The following is a 22,042-nucleotide window of genomic DNA, read 5'->3' as shown; positions in this document are numbered from 1 at the left end:
CATGAAAACTTCATAATTTCACGAAAACTATGAAGACACAAAGACAAACAGAAATTTTACAGCCCTCCTCGGCATTACGAAGCCTCTTTCAGTATCCCTTAACAAAGCGGATCCTTTTGTAAAATAATCGGTAAAATATTATCGCGAACGCATCAAACAATGCTTACTATGCCTAAACCACAAAGATCGTTTGTAAAAAGATCTGCCAGTAACCGAAGTAATTAGTAAAATCTGCGCCTCCTACCCCATCAAGTTATTTTTCTCGACAGATAAGCCATTTTTGTTAAAATGCAAATTAGAAGGTACTTTGCGACATCTTTTCTGTATCGTAAGATGAAGAAAACGTCATAAATAAATGAGCCCCTTGGAGACAAACGAGAATGGACTTGCAAAAAATTGAAGATGATATCTTCATCAGTGCCCAAATTAGTATCGAGGATGTTGAATCATTGGCAAAGGCAGGTTTTAGAACGATTGTCTGCAACCGCCCTGATGGAGAAGATCCTCACCAACCCGATTTTTCTGCCATAAAGGCAGAAGCCCACAAACATGGGATAACGGCTCATCATGTCCCTATTGTTGCTTCCTGCTATGAAGAATCAGATATTAAATCCATGAGAGAGATTTTAAAAACAGCACATCTCCCCCTTCTTGCTTACTGCCACCGCGGAGGGCGTTCGATACATCTCTACCGTTTGGCACGCCTTCGTTGATTTGCATATCTTAACGAATCGGAAAGAAACAAGCGATAAATCTCTGAGTTCCTATAAAAGTTGTAGAACGATAGAAAGATAAAGAGAATGACCAAGGCAGATACTTGTACGCTTGATTCCCCTTCCCACAAACATAAGCTCCGTATACTCTACGATATTTTGGAGTATATTTTCGTTATTATGGTTAGTTTAAGCGCTACTTTTGCCGCACTCATGTCTTTTTCGGACCATATTCATAGGGTGCATTTTTAAAAGTAAGCAACTCGTCTAGCTGCGATGATGGCTTCGCCGCTGCGAGGATTTTTTTGGCTGCCTTTTCGTCGCGTTGCATTTGTGCAATCAAAGGCTCAAGCCCATCAAATTTTTCTTGACTTCGTAAAAACTGTAAAAAAGAAACAGTGCAGCTCTCTCCATAGAGGTCACCATCAAAGTCAAATAAATAGGTTTCTAGGAGTGGAGCTCCATCCTCCACAATCGTCGGGCGGCATCCAAAACTTGCAACTCCGTCGTACAAAACACCATCAGAACGTCGTAATCGTACTGCATAAACGCCGTGCGCTAAACTGGTTTGAGGGGGTAAAATTTGATTGGCCGTAGGAAAGCCCAAGAGGCGACCAAGTTGTTGCCCCTGTATAACCGATGAGCGCACCCGATAATGATATCCTAACAAATGAGATGCTTTTTCTACCTCACCTTGTGAGAGAAGCTGGCGAATAAAGCTAGAAGAAATCATCTGCTGTTGGGAATCTTGTGGGTTAGACAAACAAGGAACTCGGACAACTCCAAATCCATATTCCTCGCCCCGTTGACTGAGAAAATATGAATCACCACTCTTTTTATGGCCAAATCGAAAATTTTCACCCGTCACCACGACTGAAACGTCAAATGCTTGTTTCAAGATCAAACGGATAAATTCATCCGCTGAAAGAGCAGAAAAATCCTTATCAAACGGCTGTTCAATAATGCCATCAAACCCAAGAATTTTAAAAATTTCGGCTTTTTCAGCAGCCTTGGTCAAGCGATCGATAGGACGTGAGCGTTGAAAAAAGCTCTTTGGATGCGGTTCAAATGTTAAAACAAGAGCTGGCTTATTTTTTATACGAGCCCACTCGAGCGCTTTCTTGAGAACCAATTGATGACCACAATGTACACCATCAAAATTCCCAAGCGCCAGCACCGCCCCCCGCCAAATTGCAGGAAGCATATCGATCCCTTGAAGACGCAAAAAATCAGACATTACTGCAGTGCCCACATCATTGCTTGTGGTTTATAGCCGTAACGTTCAAGAAACGCGCGCAATGCTTCTTTATCCACCACACCGTTTTTCGCATATTCATAATGATGAATGCCCCCCATGATATAAAGCACATCGAGGCCAAAATCTATTGCGCCTTTGACATCGGTTAAAAAACCATCGCCAATAGCGAGAATCCGGCTTTTTTCTACTGTCCCACGGATATTTTTCAGTTTTTCAAAAGCGCATTCATAAATAGGAGCGTGAGGCTTACCAGAGACGCGCACTTCGCCCCCTAACTGTTGGTAAAGACGAGCCAAAGCACCAGCGCACCAAAACTCCTGGTTCCCGCGATGTACAATAATATCGGGGTTAGCACAAATAAATGGCAAATTCCGTGCTCGTATACGGCGAAACATTTCTTCGTAAGCATGTGGTGCTTCGTCAAGCTCTTCAAGAAAACCACTACAAACCACCACAGACGCTTCCCATTCCTCAACTAATTCACAATCTAGCCCATCCAACAAAGTCATGTCATGTTGTTGGCCAATGAAAAAAATCTTACGTGGCGCAACACGAATGAGATCACGCGTCACATCTCCTGAAGTAATGACGGCATCATAATAACCGCTATGGACGTTCATGCTTTGTAATTGAGCGATAACATCTTCCCGCAACCGAGGGGAGTTGGTCAAAAAAACAACATTTTTCCCCGTTTCCCGGATTTTGCGCAACACTTTTAATGCAGAATCAAATGCCTGCACGCCGTTATGCACAACACCCCAAACATCGCAAAAAACAGCATCGTAACGCGCTATGATACTATCAATATGAGTAAGTTCGTTCATGCTGCACCTGGTCTATATATTTTATTTGCACTTATTAAACCGTTCTTCCTTTTAAATTACTTATCGAAAGATCATTCTCCTGTCATCTCCTTTCTCAACATTGTATTCTTTATACTTCTTACTACAACTTAAAAATCTTATGCCTTATCATGGATCCTAGAGCTGATTTTCTGCTCTGCAGTCGGCTTTAGCAAAATCATAGGGCCTTAATGAGAATATTTTCCCTTACAAACTGTAAGCAATTTAGAACTGATCCCCATTTGAATTTTGGAGCCTAATAACTTCTACTGCTCAAGAATTTTTGCCTTATGTAAAAAATTTACAAAAATTTAAATTCGCTGTATCTGCTATATTTATTCTGCAATGGTAAAATTAATCAGAAAATAAAATGAATAAAGTTAGTATCGCATACTCACCGTCGTGCCCGATTATCAGGCACCCATTACACTGACTTTAAGAAATTAACGTATAAAATTTTGGAAAAGCAAGAAGTTAACATTTTTTGAAAAGAAACTATAGGCAATTAAGGGACCTACCCTAAAATTGGCAAAGGGACACTGCACCCACGACCCACTGTGTTGCCGGCTATGGTGGGCATTTCGTTAAATTGGTTTCCAAAATCTCTTAAACTTCATCTCCCTGGATAATTATCCGATCATTTTTTCTGCAACAATTTGGCGAAAATATCGGGTATTACAGCGCAAATAAGAAAAATAATCGCCCATGGGGAAAACCGTATCTGGAATGGTCTGATTTTACATAAATCAGCTATTCGGTGATAAGTTGAGCCTAACCAAAAGATATATTAGTTGTCATTGGCAATATTTATCTATCAAGATGAATAGCGTGCACGAGAGACAGCCAAGAACAAGCAGTGCACAGTTACAGAAATGAATAATTATTTTGGTGGCTCAAAGAAAAAGCCGGACTGTCAGATGCCGACGCGCTCTACACAGTTGCCCCGCATGTAGTAAATAAAGCGCCACCGTAGAATTCATTAAGCTGCTCGCACACCAACAAAAACGCCTGCTGATTAATCGCATTTCGACTCGCTTTAGTGGCAAAAATGCGGTGCGCCAATTCTCGGACACTCAAGGTGTTATGCCACTCTTCGTACATCAAATTGGTAATGTATTTTTGAATTTTCCTCTTAAATAACTCATGCTTTTAATGTAGGTAAATTTTTGTGTTGTGTAAGATAACCCTTCGTGAAACTTCATCAAGTTTTGAGCTTTATGCAAGACAGCAATGTTAGCGTCTAGCTAAAGCACAATGGTTGTAATACTTGCTTGCATCCGTTTTTCAATGCACCAATTTGGACGGAAAAATGCTATGCTCCGTTGCGTGTTTTCCCTATCGCCAGATAGATCACCTTTCGACAGCCTTCATTCATCTGAGCAAACAACATCGATTGCACTTCCCGAACGAACTTTACAAAATCATGTATACGCTCTACCACCGAATGGCCCAGTCCTCTCAAAATATAGTGCAAAAATGCAATTTTCGTTTGATAAAAGAAAGTACGTGCCGTAATTGAAATCGAATTTAGACTAAGTTAGAGTACGGTAAGTTAGAGTACGGTAAGCTAGAGTACGGTAAGCTAGAGTACGGTAAGTTAGAGTACGGTAAGTTAGAGTACGGTAAGTTAGAGTACGGTAAGTTAGAGTACGGAGTGATGTACGTACCAAATCGATTAGAGCAGATATTAGACATAACAAAGTATGAGTGTAAAAGGATTTTCAGCTGTCACCAGAATTCATATCACTAGGCAATGAGTTATCCGAATGAAGGACGTGCTTCTAACACGGAGGCGTTAGCGAAATTTCTGTGTTGGGAGTCAGTATAACGTGTTCACTCACAGAGAGTGGCTTGGTGTTCCGACTTGTTCACGCGAGCAAGTGGTACGTCTGCCCAAGAGGAAAGAATTGATTGTCAACCCCGTTCTATGCATGAAAATTTAAAAGATGACCTTTCAATTTCTTTTAAAGAAATCCCAAAAAAACAATAGATTACACTCGACATTAATCACGTGAGGATCAAAAGATGAGCCTACAAGCCGGCAACTTAAAGTCATGCCACGGCCCTTCACAAAGTGCGGGAGCTTAAAGTGAAATTTTTAGAGGCTAAACGAAAGTTTGATTTAAAATATCAATCTGCAAGTGAATTCGATTGTTTCCTTCCTGAGCACCTCAATGACAATGTAAAAACAAGGCTCAAAAAGAAAGATGGGAGTCTCAGCGAGCAATATTACAAATGGCAATTTTTGTACTCTATAATTCAATCGGGTCTTTTTGCCAAGGATTACATTGGCACAGAAGTCTGCTTCCCAAAAGGAAATAAATCATCCTCCCCGATCAAGATAGATGCAGCCATTTTTTGTGATAAAGATTGGTTTGATAAATATAAAGATTATCATTTAAACGGAAATATCGAAAGTTTAGAATGGCTAAGAGAGCACCTAATTGCAACGCTTGAATTCAAAAAAGAAGATAATAAAAATGTATCCACGGTATGGGACAAACAGCTCAAATCTTACTTAAAAGAAAGCAATAGAGATTTTTGCTTAGGGATATTATACGATACAGAGAGATTATATTTATTCCGAAAAGATAACGGTAAATTTATAAGATACAGTGAAGAATTTAATGTTAGGGGTAAAGATAGTAAAACTAAGGAACTCTCGTTACATCTGCCCGACCCCTATGTAAATATTCCTAATTTTAAATCAATTCTGGAGTGGACAGAAAGTAAAGAATTTGACCGCTCTAGGCGTTCCATTAATGATTTAGACCTTATTTCAGGCATTCATTCGATTCAAATTAATGATGCGATGAGCCATATATTGCGAACAATGGACAAAGTCGGAATGGTTAACCAAAAGGGATTTGAGATATTAATCCAAATCCTTGCACTAAAAATATATGATGAGAAACGTAATGAAAAGATTCCTTCTTACAATCTGAATTTCTATATTTCAGAAGCTGAAAAGAAGTTTAAATCTTTAGCCGACAGTAATATTCAGGCCTTTATCGATAGAATGATAAAACTGAGGAATTATGCATCAGAAACATACTTCCGCATATTAGAAAATAACCCATTAGATACTAAACACGAGAATCATATCAAAGTATTAATTGAAGTGGTTTCCCAATTTCAAGACTACTCGTTTGTTCGTTCTCATAAAACTGACTTATATCAATTAGTATTTTATAAATTTGCAACACCCTTTTCAAAAGATCACAATGCTCAGTTTGTTACGCCATTACCATTAATTGATTTTTTAGTTAATATCGTTAACCCCAGGAACGGCGAAACCATAATTGATCCAACGGTTGGCATAGCAGATTTTCTTTCAGTTTCCTACGTCAATTCCCATAGCAAATTGGATGATGGTAATATTTTTGGTATGGATATTGATGAGCAAATGGTGATGCTGGCTACACTCAATATGCTTTTAAATGGAGATGGAAATGCCAAAATAGAAGCCAAATCAGGCTATGGTTCTTTGCTATCTAAATTTGGCCAGTCGGGGCAAATTTTGGACCTCATTCCCTCAATGAACAAAAAAGGTGATTGGGACAATAGACCAGACAAAAATAAACTTAAGAAATTTGATGTGGTTTTAACGAATCCTCCCTTCGGTGAGGATAGGTCTTTTGTTGCTAAAAGGAATTCTCAAGAATGGGACGTTATAAGTTGCTACGAGCTTTGGTACTTATATCATGGTCTAAATCAAGCACAGAGTAAAGAAGGAAAAACTAAATCAAATGAGAAATTATATAAGATTGACTTAGGTGTAGTATTCTTAGAGAATGCTTACCGAATTTTAAAAGAAAATGGCAGGATGGGGATAGTATTATCTAATTCTATAGCAAGCATCGATACCCACAAAATAGCCAGAAAATGGCTAACAGAAAAAATGAGGATCGTAGCAATTTTTGATTTACCATCAGGTGTATTTGCTGAAACCGGTGTAAATACCTCCATCATTGTAGCGTATAAACCACCAGATAAAGAATTGGCTAAATTAAAAAACAAAAATTACCAAATTTTCGCGAAAGACATTCAAAAGGTGGGATATGAGGTTAAAACACAAAAAAGAGTAAAGTTCTTTTCCCCAATTTATAAAGTTAATTTTGATACTTTTGAAATAGAGATAGATGAAAATGGTAGAGTCATCCTCGATGAGGACTTTAGTCAAACAATCGAGGACTTTAAGTGTTGGTGTTTAACTCAAGAACAGCAATTGCAAGATATTTTTATTCAAGATAAGTAATTATGGATAACTACATTAGAACGCATAATTATATTCTTTATAGTGAGATAAAAGAAAGAAAATTTAGCCTTTCTTCATCTCAATTTAAAAAATTTAATCTAGAAAATAAAAATTTTCTATATGTAAGAGATTTTTTGGATAGAGATTTACAGAATAAAGACCTTGGCACCGAAATTGGATCTGTCAATTATATTGAAAGATCGACGCATTATTTTTTAAAAACAAAAGCGTTGCAAGAACATTCATTCTTACCAGAATTTTCTCCAGAATCAACTATTCCAATCCTCCCAAAATCTTTTTTAAATATGAACTTAAAAGAAGGTGACCTCATTATTTCAAAAGATGGAAATATTGGAGAAAGTATAATTTTAGATAAAGATTACCATAATATTATGCTTTCGGGAGCTTTATATAGGTTGCCTATAACTAAAAATAAATACTATTTATTTGCATTTATTAAAAACCCTATTTTTAAAGAACAATTGGATTTTATGGTTCCTAAAGGTGCGACAATAAGGCATGCAAAAACGTTATTCCTAAATTGTAAAATACCAATTCCGAATAATAACAAAAATGACTCCATGAAATTCATAGAGTTTTTAACTAAAGCTATTCTTAAAAAAGAATCATTAATTAGAACTAGACACGATAAAATTCTTGAAAAAATAGAAACTGAACTATTAGAGAACCAAAATCAAAAGCAATATTCTTTTGAACTGCCAACCATAAAAGAAATTGAACACTTTGGAAGGTTAGATACTAGTCTGTATGGGCATCCATTTAAATATTGGAATTTTATCGTTAATAATTATAAATACGGTTCTATAGATTTGCCGTCCAGAGGATTTACTTGGGAGAGAGGCACATCTCTGGAAAAGGGATGCATAGGAATACGGATAGATAGCAACATCTACCATGAGGGATTTTACGAGCTCGTGTTACCAACTAATATTAGTCAGTATGGTTATGTTAAAAAAATTTCGTATATCGGTACACCAACAAAGTTAAAAACCATTGAAAAAGGCGATATTATATTTGGTGGAGAAGGGTTTGGAAAGGGAAGAACTTATGTTGTACTTGATAAAAGTAGTAATGTTGTAACAAATTATCATGGGATAAGGCTAATAAACCAAAATGCTAATTTAATTGAAAGCATATTTATTCGGTGTTTTCTTGCATTTTGGCGTTCCAAAGGAATGATTGATTATATTGGGGTTGGCGGTTCAGGCGGGCATTGCGCTCCATCATATTTTCACTTAATTAACACTCCCAAATTTTCGGATATCAAGCAACGAGAAATATCTAAGTTATATTATAATTCGAATATTGAATACTTGTCGGATAATTTTACATTGGATAATTTCTTAGAGAATGATGATGCTTATAACGATAAAGCTGGTATATATGAACTAGATAAGACAGCTAAATACTTGAAAAAATTACTTAATATTGCCATTGACGACATAGCTAATGATAGGGATGTTGTTATTAGATTCTAGTCATAGGTTGTATTGATAAATGGCATAAATGATTTAGAATATAACCAAATAATACGACAACACGCTTCAACGATGTATCTGACAAAAATTTTTTATAAACGATAGATGTTAGTATATTTTAATGCGCTACCGACAGATTAACTCCATTTGTAAATGGACTTGGTTTTTGTTTATTGTTTTATACTGTTTTTCCTCTTTTACTAAACTATAAAAATTTCTAATTGCTATTTCTATGTCTTCATATTGTTAAGCACTGATTACCAATAATTGTTTACCTCTTACACAGGCGATAAACCATTTATTATCATAAGCAGCTTTGCAACTTCCCTTGAAAGTGACTTTTTATTGATTGCTTCAGTTATCCTTCTAAAAAGCAGACTTAGTATACCGGGCAGCAGCAATATCTGAAAAAATGTAAAATATCACTTTTATTTGCCCTTTAATATTGGTCGGTAGAATGAAAAAAGCGCGAACCAAATCCAAGAACTAAGAACATTGTAAAAAATAGGAAAATCACGATGGGCTCTGCCATCTTGCCTAAAGAGCTAATCGTCAATTTTAAGACCTATGAACATTGAAGCAAAGAGAAAAAAGACAAGCCTTCGTTGATGAATTTTTAAAAGAAGAGTCGCTGCTATTCCATTCTCTTAACTCTGAATCGCTAAAACGAAACATCCGTATAATCCAGTCGCAGACTTGAGAAAAAATATTTTGTTGCTTTACAGAAATAGCAACTGGTGATGTAGCAGAGAAAAAAGAGAATCAACGTTCTGGACACGCCCTTATTGACAGGAACACAAACACCGTCGTAAAACCCTTTGAGTTTGAAAATCTACGTAGTGCTGGCATGCTCGTCAGATCTGTGCGGTCTAAAGTGGTTTTTGTTCGTCTCTTTATCACCTCGCCTTACATAATGAACCTGATATATCTTTATGACCCTAATTAAAAAATTTGCAACTGTCGCCTCCGGAACCTTAATGAGCCGCGTTTTTGGTTTTGTGCGTGAGGTGTTAATGGCAGCGTCTCTCGGTACAGGACCCGTCTCTGATGCGTTTAACGCTGCTTTCCGTTTTCCCAATACATTTCGCCGCTTTTTTGCCGAAGGTGCCTTTAATGCAGCCTTTGTTCCCCTTTTTTCAAAAAAAATTACCGAAGATGGTAAAGAAACAGCGTGCCAATTCGCGGAAGAAGTATTTGGCGTTCTCTTTTCACTGCTGTTGCTGCTAACCATTGCCATGGAACTAAGTATGCCTTTTTTGGTGCGAACAGTTATTGCACCAGGTTTTACAGAGGATGCAACAAAATTTAACGCCACAGTTCACTTTACTGCGGTCATGTTTCCCTATTTAACATGCATGTCTTTAGCATCTATGATGGGGGGGATGCTAAATGCTTTGCGACGTTATTTTGTTGCGGCCGTTGCTCCTCTTTTTTTGAACATCATCTTGATCGGCGTGCTTGCTTATGCCTGGATATATAAGCTTGATGTTTGGAATATTGGGCTAAACCTTTCCTGGGGTGTCATGGCAGCGGGGTTACTCCAGCTTTTTTTGGTCGCAGTCGCTTTGCGTCAAAATGGAATAAAAATTTCCTTTCGCTTCCCCTATTTTGGTCCAAATGTTCGCAGACTTCTAATGTTGGCATTCCCTGCTGCTATCACGGGAGGGGTCACACAGATTAATTTGTTGATCAATACCAATATCGCCTCCAGCCAATCAGGAGCCGTGTCCTCTTTAGTTTACGCCGATCGCCTTTATCAACTACCGCTTGGAGTCATAGCAATCGCGGTAGCAACCGTTCTTCTACCGGAGCTAACGAGAGCACTGCGCAGCAAAAAGCGCGAAACGGCTCACGATCTGCAAAATCGCTCTATTGAATTGACCTTATTGTTGACTTTGCCTGCATCTGTTGCCTTTTTATTGCTTTCTACCCCTATAGTCAGTTTACTCTTTGAGCGCGGACAATTTACCAGCCAATCAACACATCGCGTTGCACAATTGCTTGAACTTTATGGAATAGGACTTCCAGCCTTCGTTCTAATCAAAGTCTTTATTCCCAATTTTTTTGCTCGTGAAGATACAAAGACGCCCATGATTTTTACGTGCATTTGCGTTTTCATAAATATTGGTCTTGCTTTAACATTATTTCCAATTTTGTCAGCTCGGGGCATCGTCATTGCGGAGATATCATCGGGCTGGGTTAACACATTTCTGCTCTGTAGTATTCTGGTCAAACGCGGACATTGGAAATACGACACTCAGCTGATCAAAAGAATTATACGGCTTACCATCGCAACCCTTTTAAGTGTGATGGTTCTACACTATTCAATCAACGTCCTTGGTTTTTTGTCCTTTGCTTTATCCCCACAAGCACCGCTTCTTTTGCGCGCTGGAAGCTTGGCAGGAATAATGTTTGTAGTAGCATCGATATATTTTATTACATATTTTATCCATGATGCTCACTCCTTTTTTCTCACCTTAAAAAAATTTAAACAACGCTCGTGATATATGGTATTCTGCCCCGCTTTAGCATTCAGAGAATGTTTTATCGTAACCCTCAAAAATGAATAACTTCACGGAGAAAGAACCGTCTTATGGACACCTTCACACCTCTTGTTTTTTCCGGCGTACAGCCAAGTGGTAGTCTGCACCTTGGAAATTATCTTGGAGCCATCAAACAGTGGATTGAACTGCAAAAGTCACATAACTGCTTATATTGTATCGTTGATATGCACGCACTTACGGTTAATCCAGATCCAAAAGCCTTGCGTGAATCAACAAGAGCAGTTACGGCAGCCTTCTTAGCCGCCGGAATAGATCCAAAAAAACAAATCATCTTCAACCAATCGCAAGTTTTTCAACACGCCGAATTGGCATGGATTTTGAATTGTATTGCCCGTATTGGCTGGCTGCAACGCATGACGCAATTTAAAGATAAAGCAGGTAAAAATCGCGAGCAAACCTCCCTCGGACTTTTTGCTTACCCGAGCCTGATGGCCGCCGATATCTTGCTCTACCGTGCCACCCACGTACCGGTAGGGGAAGACCAAAAGCAGCATGTTGAGCTAACGCGCGATATTGCACAAAAATTTAACCACGATTATAATCAGCGCATTATAGAGTTGAATTTTGGTGTCTCTATGCAAGTAGGTGAAGAAGAAGAACAGGTTTTTTTCCCAGTACCAGAGGCGCTTATTGGAGGAGCGGCTGTGCGTGTTATGTCATTACGTGATGGTACAAAAAAAATGTCGAAATCGGATCCTTCGGACTTTTCGCGCATTAACTTAGAAGATGATGCTGATCTCATCGCAAAAAAAATACGCAAAGCGAAAACCGACTCCGCCCCCCTCCCTGATACAATTGCAGCTCTGGGAGAGCGGCCAGAAGTTGACAATCTGCTTAATATTTATGCCGCCTTTGCAGAAATCAGCAAAGAAGAAATTCTTTTGGAGTTCTCTGGACAACAATTTTCGTCTTTTAAAAAATCTCTAGCTGACCTTGCTGTCCACAAGCTAGCACCGATAACTAAAGAACTGCGTCGTCTTCACCGAGAGCACGATTATATCGACTCTGTTTTGCGCGATGGTGCACAGCGTGCCAGTGTATTAGCAGAAAAAAATATGAAAAAGGTTCGCGAAATTGTTGGATTTCTGCACAACACGTAAAATGATGGAAACCTAGCCGTAAAAAGCAAAAAGATTGTTCGAAAAAAAATAGATGAAAGCTCATGGGCTCCGCACGAAAAAAAACGAAAACAGATAATAAAAAGAAAGTTTTGGTCATTGTTGACGAGACGCCAGAGTGCCGGCGTGCCATTGCGTTTGCCGCGCAGCATGCGAAAAATACCAATAAAACGTTGATACTTCTTTCTGTTATTGATAGCTCCGAGTTTCACCATTTTTTAGGTGTGAATGATGTTATGCGAACAGAATTGACGAAAAATGCCCGTGAAATATTAGAACAGATCTCTGATAATGTGCGTGCTGTCCACCCCATTGAAACAGAAAAGATTGTACGCGAAGGTAAAAAAATTGATGAAATCCTCAAATTAATAGATCAAGATAAAAAAATAGCCCTTATCGTTTTGGCCGCGAGTGAGCGTACAGAAGGACCGGGTCCTCTTGTCCAATTAATCGCCCAGCGTGGATCAGCTTTTTCGATCCCTGTTACCGTCATTCCAAGTAATCTTGCAGACGAGGATATTGAATTCGTTGCTTAAAGTGCAATATCTTAAGTTCGTTCGCCTGCTCTATCCTAAAAAATAAGAGGAGAATATATGTTTATCCAAACTGAAACCACACCAAATCCTTCAACACTTAAGTTTCTTCCAGGGCGTGTGGTTCTTTCTGAAGGCGTTCTAGAGTTTCTCTCGAAAGAAGAGGCCGTCAAAAACTCCCCTTTGGCAGAAAAGCTATTTAATATCCCAAACGTTATTGGCGTTTTTTTAGGTTATGACTTTATCGCTATAACGAAGAAAGACGGTGAGTGGCAGCATCTTAAACCGGCTATTTTGGGAACAATAATGGAGCATTTTTTGTCTGGCGATCCCGTCCTTGCCCCAGATGCCAAAACACAAACTCAAGAGCGTGCACTTAATGAAGAGTTTTATGACCAAAAAGATTTTGAGACTGTCTTGATAATCAAAGAATTACTTGAAACGCGTGTTCGCCCAGCCGTCGCAAATGACGGTGGAGACATCACTTTCCGTGGATTTGAAAATGGTATTGTTTATTTGAATATGCGGGGAGCTTGCGCAGGGTGTCCCTCTTCCACCGCAACGCTTAAACACGGTATTGAAAATCTCCTGCGACATTTTATCCCAGAAGTTCTTGGTGTTGAAGCAATGCCGCAATAAATAAGGGTAAAGGGTTCCGTTCGTGTAAAACAGTGCTCCAGGGATGGCTTTCGTTCGGTACACTACGTTCCCCAGAAATACTTTCCTAAAAAAAGCTGCAAAGCGTTTTCGGTAGAAGTTTCATTTACGCAGATTCGTACTACAGAATAATTAGGACCACAAACGATGACGAGGACATTTATAATACCAGCTCACTCATCTCCGCCGTTTTCTACAGATACATTATCCAAACGAGTGGTTAATAAGAAGAGCCCACCTCCATTGGTCCAAGGCAAAGTGGGCCCGCGATACGGTATTTTAAGAGAAATAGAGTTACACACCGAAATGCTTAATCGCACAGAAAAAATGCACAAATAAGAAGTAAAAATCACTACTGCCACTAGCAAAAATTTTGCCGATTTTTCTGCAGCACCATTAGCGATATTGCTTCTGCTTGCGCAATTCTTCACAAAAACTATAAGGTAAGAAAAACGACAAGAATTATCGTATTTTTGCCAAAAATATTGGCTCTTTCTGTACAACCAAGCATGTCAAGAGCAGCATCTCATACCATATTAGAGCCGTTAAGCATGCAGAAATTCTATAAAAAAAACGGGCTGTTCGGCCCGTTTTTTCTCATCTTTATTTTTAAGAGGCTTAGAAATCCATTCCGCCCATTCCGCCCATTCCGCCACCTGGCATTGGAGGAACTGGAGCATCTTTCTTCGGCACTTCAGCAACCATAGCTTCTGTAGTAATGAGGAGGCTAGCAATCGAAGCAGCATTCTGGAGAGCAGAACGCACAACTTTGACTGGGTCGACAATCCCCAAAGCAATCAAATCACCGAATTGAGCTGTCGCCGTGTTGTAACCGAATGTGTCTGAATTATTTTCGAGCACTTTTCCTACAATAATCGCAGCCTCTTCACCCGCATTGGTTGCTATCTGACGCGCTGGTGCCTGCAATGCACGACGTACAATATTGATACCGGCTTCTTGGTCAGGGTTACTTCCTTTAACGGTTAATGCATGTGCTGCACGCAGCAAAGCCGTTCCACCACCAGCAACGATACCTTCTTCCACAGCTGCGCGTGTTGCGTTTAAAGCATCATCAACACGATCTTTCTTTTCTTTTACTTCAACTTCTGTTGCACCACCAACACGAATAACAGCGACACCACCAGCAAGTTTAGCAAGCCTTTCTTGCAATTTTTCACGGTCGTAGTCAGAAGTTGTTTCCTCAATCTGTACTTTAATTTGGTTTACACGCGCATCAATTTCAGCTTTGCGGCCAGCACCATCAATGATCGTTGTATTTTCTTTAGAGATGTTTACTTTTTTCGCACGACCAAGCATATCCAAAGTAACATTTTCTAATTTAATACCAACATCTTCAGAAATAACCTGACCCGATGTCAAGATCGCGATGTCTTCAAGCATTGCTTTACGACGATCACCGAATCCTGGAGCTTTCACGGCAGCGATTTTCAAACCACCGCGCAATTTGTTAACAACGAGCGTTGCCAAAGCTTCACCTTCTACATCTTCAGCGATAATAAGAAGCGGTTTTCCAGACTGAACAACAGCTTCAAGAACCGGGAGAAGAGATTGCAGATTGGACAATTTCTTTTCATGGATGAGGATGTAGGGATCATCGAGATCAGCGACCATTTTGTCAGCATTTGTCACGAAGTAAGGTGAAAGGTACCCACGGTCAAATTGCATTCCTTCAACGACTTCGAGTTCTGTCTCGGCGGTTTTTGCCTCTTCTACAGTGATCACACCTTCGTTGCCAACTTTTTCCATGGCATTAGCAATCATCTTACCGATTTCTTCAGCACCGTTAGCAGAAATTGTTCCCACTTGTGCAATTTCTTCGGAAGTTTGAATTTTTTTCGCTTTTTTGAAAAGATTTGCCACCACTTCATCAACAGCAGCATCAATCCCGCGTTTGAGGTCCATAGGGTTCATACCGGCGGCAACAGCCTTCACCCCTTCTTGCACAATAGCTTGCCCCAAGACAGTCGCTGTTGTTGTACCGTCACCAGCAATGTCATTGGTCTTAGAAGCAACTTCGCGCAGCATTTGCGCGCCCATATTTTCGAATTTATCTTCCAGTTCAATTTCTTTTGCAACGGACACACCATCTTTCGTGATACGGGGTGCACCAAACGATTTGTCGATCACAACATTACGACCTTTAGGGCCGAGCGTCACCTTAACAGCGTTAGCAAGGATATCAACGCCGCGCACCAAACGCTCGCGCGCTTCACGGCCAAATTTGACTTCTTTAGCAGCCATCTAATTTCTCCTTGGAGTTGTATTAAAATAGTACAAAATGCAAAAATTAAGAGACTGGATTAGCCCAAAATCCCCATAATGTCAGATTCTTTCATGATTAAGAGGTCTTCACCGTTAATCTTCACTTCGGTTCCAGACCACTTTCCAAACAAGATGCGATCCCCTGTTTTCACTTCCAAAGGTACTCGCTTTCCATTATCATCGAGAGCACCGTTACCAATGGCAATAACCTCTCCTTCTTGAGGCTTTTCCTTCGCTGTATCAGGGATGATGATCCCGCCAGCAGTTTTATTTTCAGATTCAACCCGACGAACAACCACACGATCGTGAAGTGGGCGGAATTGTATGTTAGTCATGTTCAACACCCTTAAAACTTAATACAATTGAATTAATCCTTAAGTCCTTGTTAGCACTCTTTTATCATAAGTGCTAACATACCCTGGAATATAAAATCGGCACTTTACGATGTCAAGGATTCGCCGTAAATAATTTATCTTGGACAGCGGTGAACCCTTGCTTCCCTTTTCTATTTTACGTTATTTACTTCCTTATGGCCAATGAACATAAAAGGATTTTATCATGGTTGAAACACGTCAGGAAACTGATAGCTTTGGAACGATTTCAGTACGCCAGGATCGTTATTGGGGAGCACAAACCGAACGTTCTCTGCATAATTTTAATATTGGCATAGAAAAACAACCTCTCACTGTCATCTATGCCTTAAGCCTCATCAAAAAAGCTTCAGCTCTTGTCAATATGGAAAAAGGGAAGCTTCCGCAAAACATAGGTAAAGCGATCATTTCTGCAGCTGACGAGGTGCTCTCAGGTGCGCTCGATGAACATTTTCCGCTTTCCGTCTGGCAAACAGGTTCTGGCACACAGAGCAATATGAACGTTAACGAAGTTATCGCCAATTATGCCAGCATGCTCTTGGGAGGAAAATTAGGTAGCAAATCCCCCGTTCACCCGAACGATCACGTTAATATGAGCCAATCATCAAATGATTCTTTTCCCACGGCACTTCATATTGCAACCACACTGCAAACACGCCAGCATCTCCTCCCCATTATTGATGCCCTCATTATCACTTTAGAAAAAAAAGAAGAAGAATTTTCGGATATTATTAAGATCGGTCGTACACACACTCAAGACGCAACACCCTTAACTTTAGGACAAGAATTTTCTGGCTATCGCACCGCATTGCAAAACAGCCGGCGACGCATTGAATCGGCTCTTTCCGATGTTCAAATGCTTGCCCAAGGGGGAACGGCCGTTGGAACAGGACTTAATGCACCGAAAGGATTCGACGTTGCGTTTGCTGAAAGCATCAGTACATTCACAGGAATAGACTTTAAAACTGCCAGAAATAAATTCGAAGCACTCGCACACCATGGAGCACTTGCGCATTTCCACGGAAGTCTGAACGCATTGGCTGCTGATATTTTCAAAATTGCTAATGACATTCGATTTTTGGGGTCGGGTCCACGCTCGGGCTTAGGTGAATTGAGCCTCCCAGAAAATGAGCCAGGATCTTCAATCATGCCGGGAAAAGTCAACCCCACACAGTGTGAAGCAATGACCATGGTAGCGTGCCAAGTCTTTGGCAATCACACAAGTGTGACATTCGCTGCGAGTCAAGGACACTTCGAGCTAAATGTTTATAAACCCGTGATTGGCTATAATGTGCTGCAATCGATCACTCTTCTTGGTGATTGTATGCGCTCTTTTGACATGCATTGTATTCAAGGATTGCGCGCTAATCGTATCCATATTCACTCTCTCATGGAGCGCTCTCTCATGCTAGTGACAGCTCTTGCACCAGAAATTGGCTACGAAAAAGCTGCCGAAATTGCTAAAGCAGCACATAAAAATGACACGACTTTACGTACTGAAGCTATAAAAGCTGGTGTCTCAAGAGAAGATTACGATCGGCTGGTTGATCCCAAAAAAATGATTTGCCCGCAATAAAAATCCGGTACAAATTTTTACGCGACGATACTGGGTAGTCTATAACTAAAGTAGCGTTGTGAACTGTGTGGTTCAAACGCTGCTTGTTGCGAAGATTGCAGAACTGACTTTTTCAAATATTTGGTGTATTTACGCAGACCGCCTTCGCACTATCAAAAATTGTTCTAATCATTTTTGCTCACCATAATTATGCCACTGCTCGCTGCTCCATTTCTAAAAAGCAGCGCTCCCCGCCATACTTTAATACTCTTGTCAGCAAGCTCGCGATGGAAAAGATCGCCTACTTTTCAACCATTGATCCTCTGTTTTTATTCCCACCTTTTTAAAATATGCGCGTCACCCCTCCAGCATTGCACATACCTCATACGTCTCCACTTTTTCATAAATTATGACATTAAAACACAAAAACATGAGAAAAATGCACCAATTAAGCTCCTGCAAGAGTTGATTATTAATTTTGCTTGACGGAGGAATGAAATACTTGCAAACTCGTTGCAATATGAAGTCGTTTAAGGTGTCGCCTTTGGCTCGCTCTTGGACGCGAAGATTATTCTTAAAACACGATTCTCAGGAGCATAATTATGGTGAGAAAAAAAGTTCCCAACGTAACCTTTCATACACGTGTACGTGATGAATCAATTGGTGGAGACAACCCTTATCGGTGGCAGGATGTTGATAGCGATGCGTACTTTAAAGGAAAGCGGGTTGTTCTTTTTTCTCTTCCGGGTGCGTTTACGCCAACTTGTTCGACCTTTCAGCTTCCTAATTTTGAAAAACTCCACGACGAATTTAAAAAAGTTGGGATTGATGAAATTTACTGCCTTTCCGTCAATGACGCTTTTGTCATGAATGCCTGGGGAAAAGCACAAGGCGTCGAAAAGGTAAAGTTGATACCCGATGGCTCAGGCGAATTTACGCGTAAAATGGGGATGCTTGTTGACAAAGATAATCTCGGTTTTGGAATGCGGTCTTGGCGTTATGCTGCTGTTATTAACGATGGAATCATAGAAAAATGGTTCGAGGAAGAAGGTTTCTCAGATAACTGCACAACAGACCCTTATGGCGTTTCTTCACCGGAAAATGTTTTGAAAGAGCTTCAAGGATAGCTCTCAACTAAAACCTGTTCTCTAAACGACATAGGCTTAATTTAAAGTGATGAGTTTGTGTCGTTTGCGTTTTTTGAGTGCGTTTTTTGAGATTTGGTCTTCCTGGAATAATTCACTCCAAAGTAATGATCTTAGTCTTCAAATAGCTATTCGAGATTCTTCGAATTTTGAGCCACGAGGATATCTTGCACAGCCTTAACCAATTGATCTTCATCAACCATTATCTGTGCCGGACGGCTTTCGCGCCACATTCTGTTATTCTCAATTTCTCGAGATAAACGCGCACCTTCAACCAAATCTTTGATTTGTACCTTCCCACACTGACGCTCCTGCGATCCCTGGATTACTACACAAGGTGCATGACGCCGATCTGCGTATTTCATCTGCGCTTTGATTCCTGATGCTCCGAAATAAAGCTCAGAGCGAATTCCTGCATTGCGCAACTGCATTACCATTTTTTGATACCGCGCTACAACCTCTGGCTCTTTATCCATCATTAATACCACAACTGGACCCGTAGCATTTTTCACAGGCAGCTTTCCAAGATTCTGTAAAGCTGATATCAAACGCGATATACCTATTGAAAAACCTGTCGCTGGAACATTTTCTCCGCGAAAACGTGCAATCAATCCATCATAGCGTCCGCCACCGCCAACAGATCCAAAGACAACTTTTTGTCCATCGCTATTGAGAATATCGAAAAGCAATACAGCCTCAAAAACAGGACCTGTATAATAGTCTAGTCCGCGCACCACTGATGGATCAATCTTGATGCGATTTTGATAGCCATTTTCCATAAAGATGATCTGCATTTCTTCAAGTTCGCGAATTCCCTCAAGCCCCTGGGAATAACCGCCAACTACTCTTTTGAGAGTATCAATCGTTTCATCTGCAGTTTCAGCCTCAGCGGCAATTAACGCAAGGATACAATCAATTTCTTGCTCTTTAAGCTCTGCCCCCTCAGTGAAATCGCCACTCTCATCCAAGCGTCCCTTGCCTAAAAGCAAACGCACTCCTTCAAGACCGAACTTATCGAGTTTATCAATTGCCCTGAGAACAGTTAAGCGCTTTTCAGTCTGTGCACTTCCCCCTAACCCAATTTTTTCCAAAACAGCGTCAAGAATTTTTCGATTATTAAGGCGAATAACATAATCTTGATGATCGATACCTAATTTTTCCAGACTATCCGCTGCCATCATGCATAGCTCTGCATCAGCTGCCACCGTCGGTGTTCCAACGATATCGGCATCAAATTGCATAAACTGCCGAAACCTTCCCGGTCCAGGTTTTTCATTGCGAAAAACAAAGCCAAGACGATAACCCCGATACGGTTTTGGTAAAATTTCAAAATTCTCTGCAAAATAACGAGCAAGAGGAGCGGTAAGATCGTAGCGCAAAGACATCCATTGCTCATCATCATCCTGCAGAGAAAAAACACCCGCATTCGGGCGATCTGAATCAGGTAAAAACTTTCCAAGAACATCCGTGTATTCAAAAATCGGCGTTTCAAGCGCCTCAAAACCATAAAGTTCATATACTTCACGGATCTGAGCTATCATCGTTTCAGTTGCATACAACTGCGCGCTTGCGCGATCAACAAAACCACGAGGGAGACGGGCTTTGGTTTTTTCTTGTTTTGGTGACATTTTCTTCTCTAGCAACAATATGTATCTACGAATGGCTTGTATCTATCTTATAGAAAAGCACACTGCAATGACTTTATAGATTCGGAATCAAACAACATGCACCGGTTTCTCTTGTAAAAAGACGATGCTGTGGATTCATTTTCGAGTACCGCAAAAACTAACCCAGGTCCCCTCCGGGGGGGATATTAAACAACTCGCCAATAGAAAATGCATTGACAAGTTGCAATACAAATCGTGCAATTATGCGCTTCTCATTGCATAAAAACACGCCAATTACCTATCACAAGAGAACTTTTGCAGTTCAATGTCACAAACCGCATTAACTGAGCGGTGCATTGCCTGATAAGAAGCTTCAAAAAATCACTACACCTATACCAGTGCGGACATCAATAATAGTGACAGCGCTCAATTTAAAAAGAAGTTTTAAGAATTTTTCGTTTGAGGATATAAAGTAAAAACAGACCTTCCGGTATAGATTACGACCTCTTAAACGTATTTACGCATATAGATTTGTTTTATCTTGTTGCTCCAAGTTATTTTTTTCATTTAGCCTATCTCATCTGTTGCTTCTGATATCGCTTATTTTCCCTATGCAATTAAGATGAAATTGGAATTCAAGAAGCAAATTTTCTGAAAAAAGAGACAGTACGTCCGGCATTTTCATTCATATTTGGAACATAATTGCTAAAGCCGCATTTTACCCCCAGCATCATTGAAGGAGATATATACATGGCAACCCATATTCCAAAAAATACGTTTAATAATCGTTTTCTGAAAGAAACACCGCATAAAACAGAATATCCTATTTTTTATACATCCATTACATGGTCAGCAATTTTGGGTGGACTCGTAATCATGCTAGCGGTCTCCGTCTGCTTGTCTTTTTTGGTCGCCGCTTTAGGATTCGGTCAAGTTGATCTTGGTTCTCAATCACCTTTTCAATGGAGCCTTCTGTCAGTAGGTATAAGTTCACTTATCGTTACGATTATAAGTTTAGCAAGCGGAAGCTTCGTTGCGGGGCGTTTCGCAGAAACATCAGGGGCATTTCATGGATTTTTAACTTGGGCTCTTTTAACGCTTATCATGGCGATCCAAGCTATCTTTTTGGCTTCAAATGCGGCAAGCTTAAGTGCTAAAGCCGTCTTAAAAGGTGGATCTGCTATACAACAAACTGTGACAAATGATGTCTTCCCCGCCCTTCTTAAATTAAGCGATGAAGACTTTGAAACTTTTGTTCGTGGCAAAAATGGTAATGGAGCCGATTTTGATAAATTGCGTACACTCATTGATGAAAACGAGATTCCAGCTCTCAACCCCGACCGCTTAAAACAAACCTACAAAGCAGCTCTCAAAGATATCGGCTCTGCTATGGAAGACTTTAAGGATGACCCTTCTCATTATCAAGCACATCTTAAAAATTTAGGAGAGCGTCTTTCAGGCCATGTTCAAGCCATCACAGAAAAAATTGACCGAGATGATGTCGTCAATACCCTTATAAACAATGGTATGACGCGCGCTGCAGCAGAGAATACAACTGATGAAGCGATTGACCTTTATCAAGCTGCCAAAGCAAAAACCGAACGAGCAATCAACACCCTTGAGCAGCAAATAGATACAT

Annotated in this window: 15 protein-coding genes; 10 read left to right on the top strand and 5 right to left on the bottom strand. The window is 40.1% G+C overall.

Annotated elements, in window-relative coordinates:
* The first annotated feature begins 380 nt into the window (after positions 1-380).
* On the top strand, positions 381-713 hold the full coding sequence (locus WCP75_RS04550; RefSeq protein WP_336277063.1) for a protein tyrosine phosphatase family protein: 333 nt from the start codon (positions 381-383) through the stop codon (positions 711-713).
* 211 nt (positions 714-924) lie between these two features.
* Here the strand turns inward: WCP75_RS04550 and WCP75_RS04545 are convergent, their stop codons facing one another.
* Both WCP75_RS04545 and WCP75_RS04540 read right to left on the bottom strand, forming a co-directional pair.
* Positions 925-1,950 (bottom strand): bifunctional riboflavin kinase/FAD synthetase, encoded by a 1,026-nt coding sequence (locus WCP75_RS04545; protein WP_336277062.1) that lies wholly within the window; start codon positions 1,948-1,950, stop codon positions 925-927.
* Positions 1,950-2,795 carry a TIGR01459 family HAD-type hydrolase gene (locus WCP75_RS04540; protein ID WP_336277061.1) on the bottom strand — a complete coding sequence of 282 codons (846 nt, stop codon included), beginning with the start codon at positions 2,793-2,795 and terminating at the stop codon, positions 1,950-1,952. Before WCP75_RS04540 ends, WCP75_RS04545 begins: the two co-directional genes overlap by 1 nt.
* Positions 2,796-4,902: 2,107 nt before the next feature.
* Between WCP75_RS04540 and WCP75_RS04535 the strand changes: the two genes are divergently transcribed.
* The 6 genes from WCP75_RS04535 (at position 4,903) to WCP75_RS04510 (ending at position 13,424) form a co-directional block, all read left to right on the top strand.
* Positions 4,903-7,071, top strand: a complete 2,169-nt coding sequence (locus WCP75_RS04535) for an HsdM family class I SAM-dependent methyltransferase (protein ID WP_336277060.1) — start codon at positions 4,903-4,905, stop codon at positions 7,069-7,071.
* Positions 7,072-7,073: 2 nt separating this feature from the next.
* A complete protein-coding gene (locus WCP75_RS04530; RefSeq protein ID WP_336277059.1) occupies positions 7,074-8,570 on the top strand; it encodes a restriction endonuclease subunit S domain-containing protein in 1,497 nt (498 codons plus the stop codon).
* A gap of 932 nt (positions 8,571-9,502) precedes the next feature.
* A complete protein-coding gene (murJ, locus tag WCP75_RS04525; RefSeq protein WP_336277058.1) occupies positions 9,503-11,074 on the top strand; it encodes a murein biosynthesis integral membrane protein MurJ in 1,572 nt (523 codons plus the stop codon).
* 89 nt (positions 11,075-11,163) lie between these two features.
* Positions 11,164-12,234: a tryptophan--tRNA ligase gene (gene trpS / locus WCP75_RS04520; RefSeq protein ID WP_336277057.1), complete on the top strand. Its 1,071-nt coding sequence runs from the start codon at positions 11,164-11,166 to the stop codon at positions 12,232-12,234.
* A gap of 62 nt (positions 12,235-12,296) precedes the next feature.
* Positions 12,297-12,788 carry a universal stress protein gene (locus WCP75_RS04515; RefSeq protein ID WP_336277056.1) on the top strand — a complete coding sequence of 164 codons (492 nt, stop codon included), beginning with the start codon at positions 12,297-12,299 and terminating at the stop codon, positions 12,786-12,788.
* Positions 12,789-12,845: 57 nt separating this feature from the next.
* Positions 12,846-13,424, top strand: a complete 579-nt coding sequence (locus WCP75_RS04510; protein WP_336277055.1) for a NifU family protein — start codon at positions 12,846-12,848, stop codon at positions 13,422-13,424.
* A 636-nt stretch (positions 13,425-14,060) separates the two neighbouring features.
* Here the strand turns inward: WCP75_RS04510 and groL are convergent.
* The gene (groL, locus tag WCP75_RS04505) at positions 14,061-15,704 is read right to left on the bottom strand and encodes a chaperonin GroEL (RefSeq protein WP_336277054.1); all 1,644 of its coding nucleotides are present in this window, start codon (positions 15,702-15,704) and stop codon (positions 14,061-14,063) included.
* Between the two features lie 59 nt (positions 15,705-15,763).
* On the bottom strand, positions 15,764-16,060 hold the full coding sequence (gene groES, locus WCP75_RS04500) for a co-chaperone GroES (RefSeq protein WP_336277053.1): 297 nt from the start codon (positions 16,058-16,060) through the stop codon (positions 15,764-15,766).
* A 223-nt stretch (positions 16,061-16,283) separates the two neighbouring features.
* Between groES and fumC the strand changes: the two genes are divergently transcribed.
* Positions 16,284-17,672: a class II fumarate hydratase gene (gene fumC, locus WCP75_RS04495; RefSeq protein ID WP_336277052.1), complete on the top strand. Its 1,389-nt coding sequence runs from the start codon at positions 16,284-16,286 to the stop codon at positions 17,670-17,672.
* Between the two features lie 581 nt (positions 17,673-18,253).
* Entirely contained in the window at positions 18,254-18,778 is a 525-nt protein-coding gene (locus tag WCP75_RS04490; RefSeq protein WP_336277051.1) for a peroxiredoxin, read from the top strand.
* Between the two features lie 146 nt (positions 18,779-18,924).
* Here the strand turns inward: WCP75_RS04490 and hisS are convergent, their stop codons facing one another.
* Positions 18,925-20,424, bottom strand: a complete 1,500-nt coding sequence (gene hisS, locus WCP75_RS04485; protein ID WP_336277050.1) for a histidine--tRNA ligase — start codon at positions 20,422-20,424, stop codon at positions 18,925-18,927.
* A gap of 729 nt (positions 20,425-21,153) precedes the next feature.
* Here hisS and WCP75_RS04480 point away from each other — a divergent pair.
* A partial coding sequence (locus WCP75_RS04480) for a YrzE family protein (RefSeq protein ID WP_336277049.1) occupies positions 21,154-22,042 on the top strand: 889 nt, incomplete at its 3' end.

Source organism: Bartonella numerosa, from assembly GCF_037070845.1.
Classification (GTDB): domain Bacteria; phylum Pseudomonadota; class Alphaproteobacteria; order Rhizobiales; family Rhizobiaceae; genus Bartonella.
The sequence above is the reverse complement of the archived record's forward strand: the minus strand, read 5'-3'. Positions and strand labels throughout refer to the sequence as shown.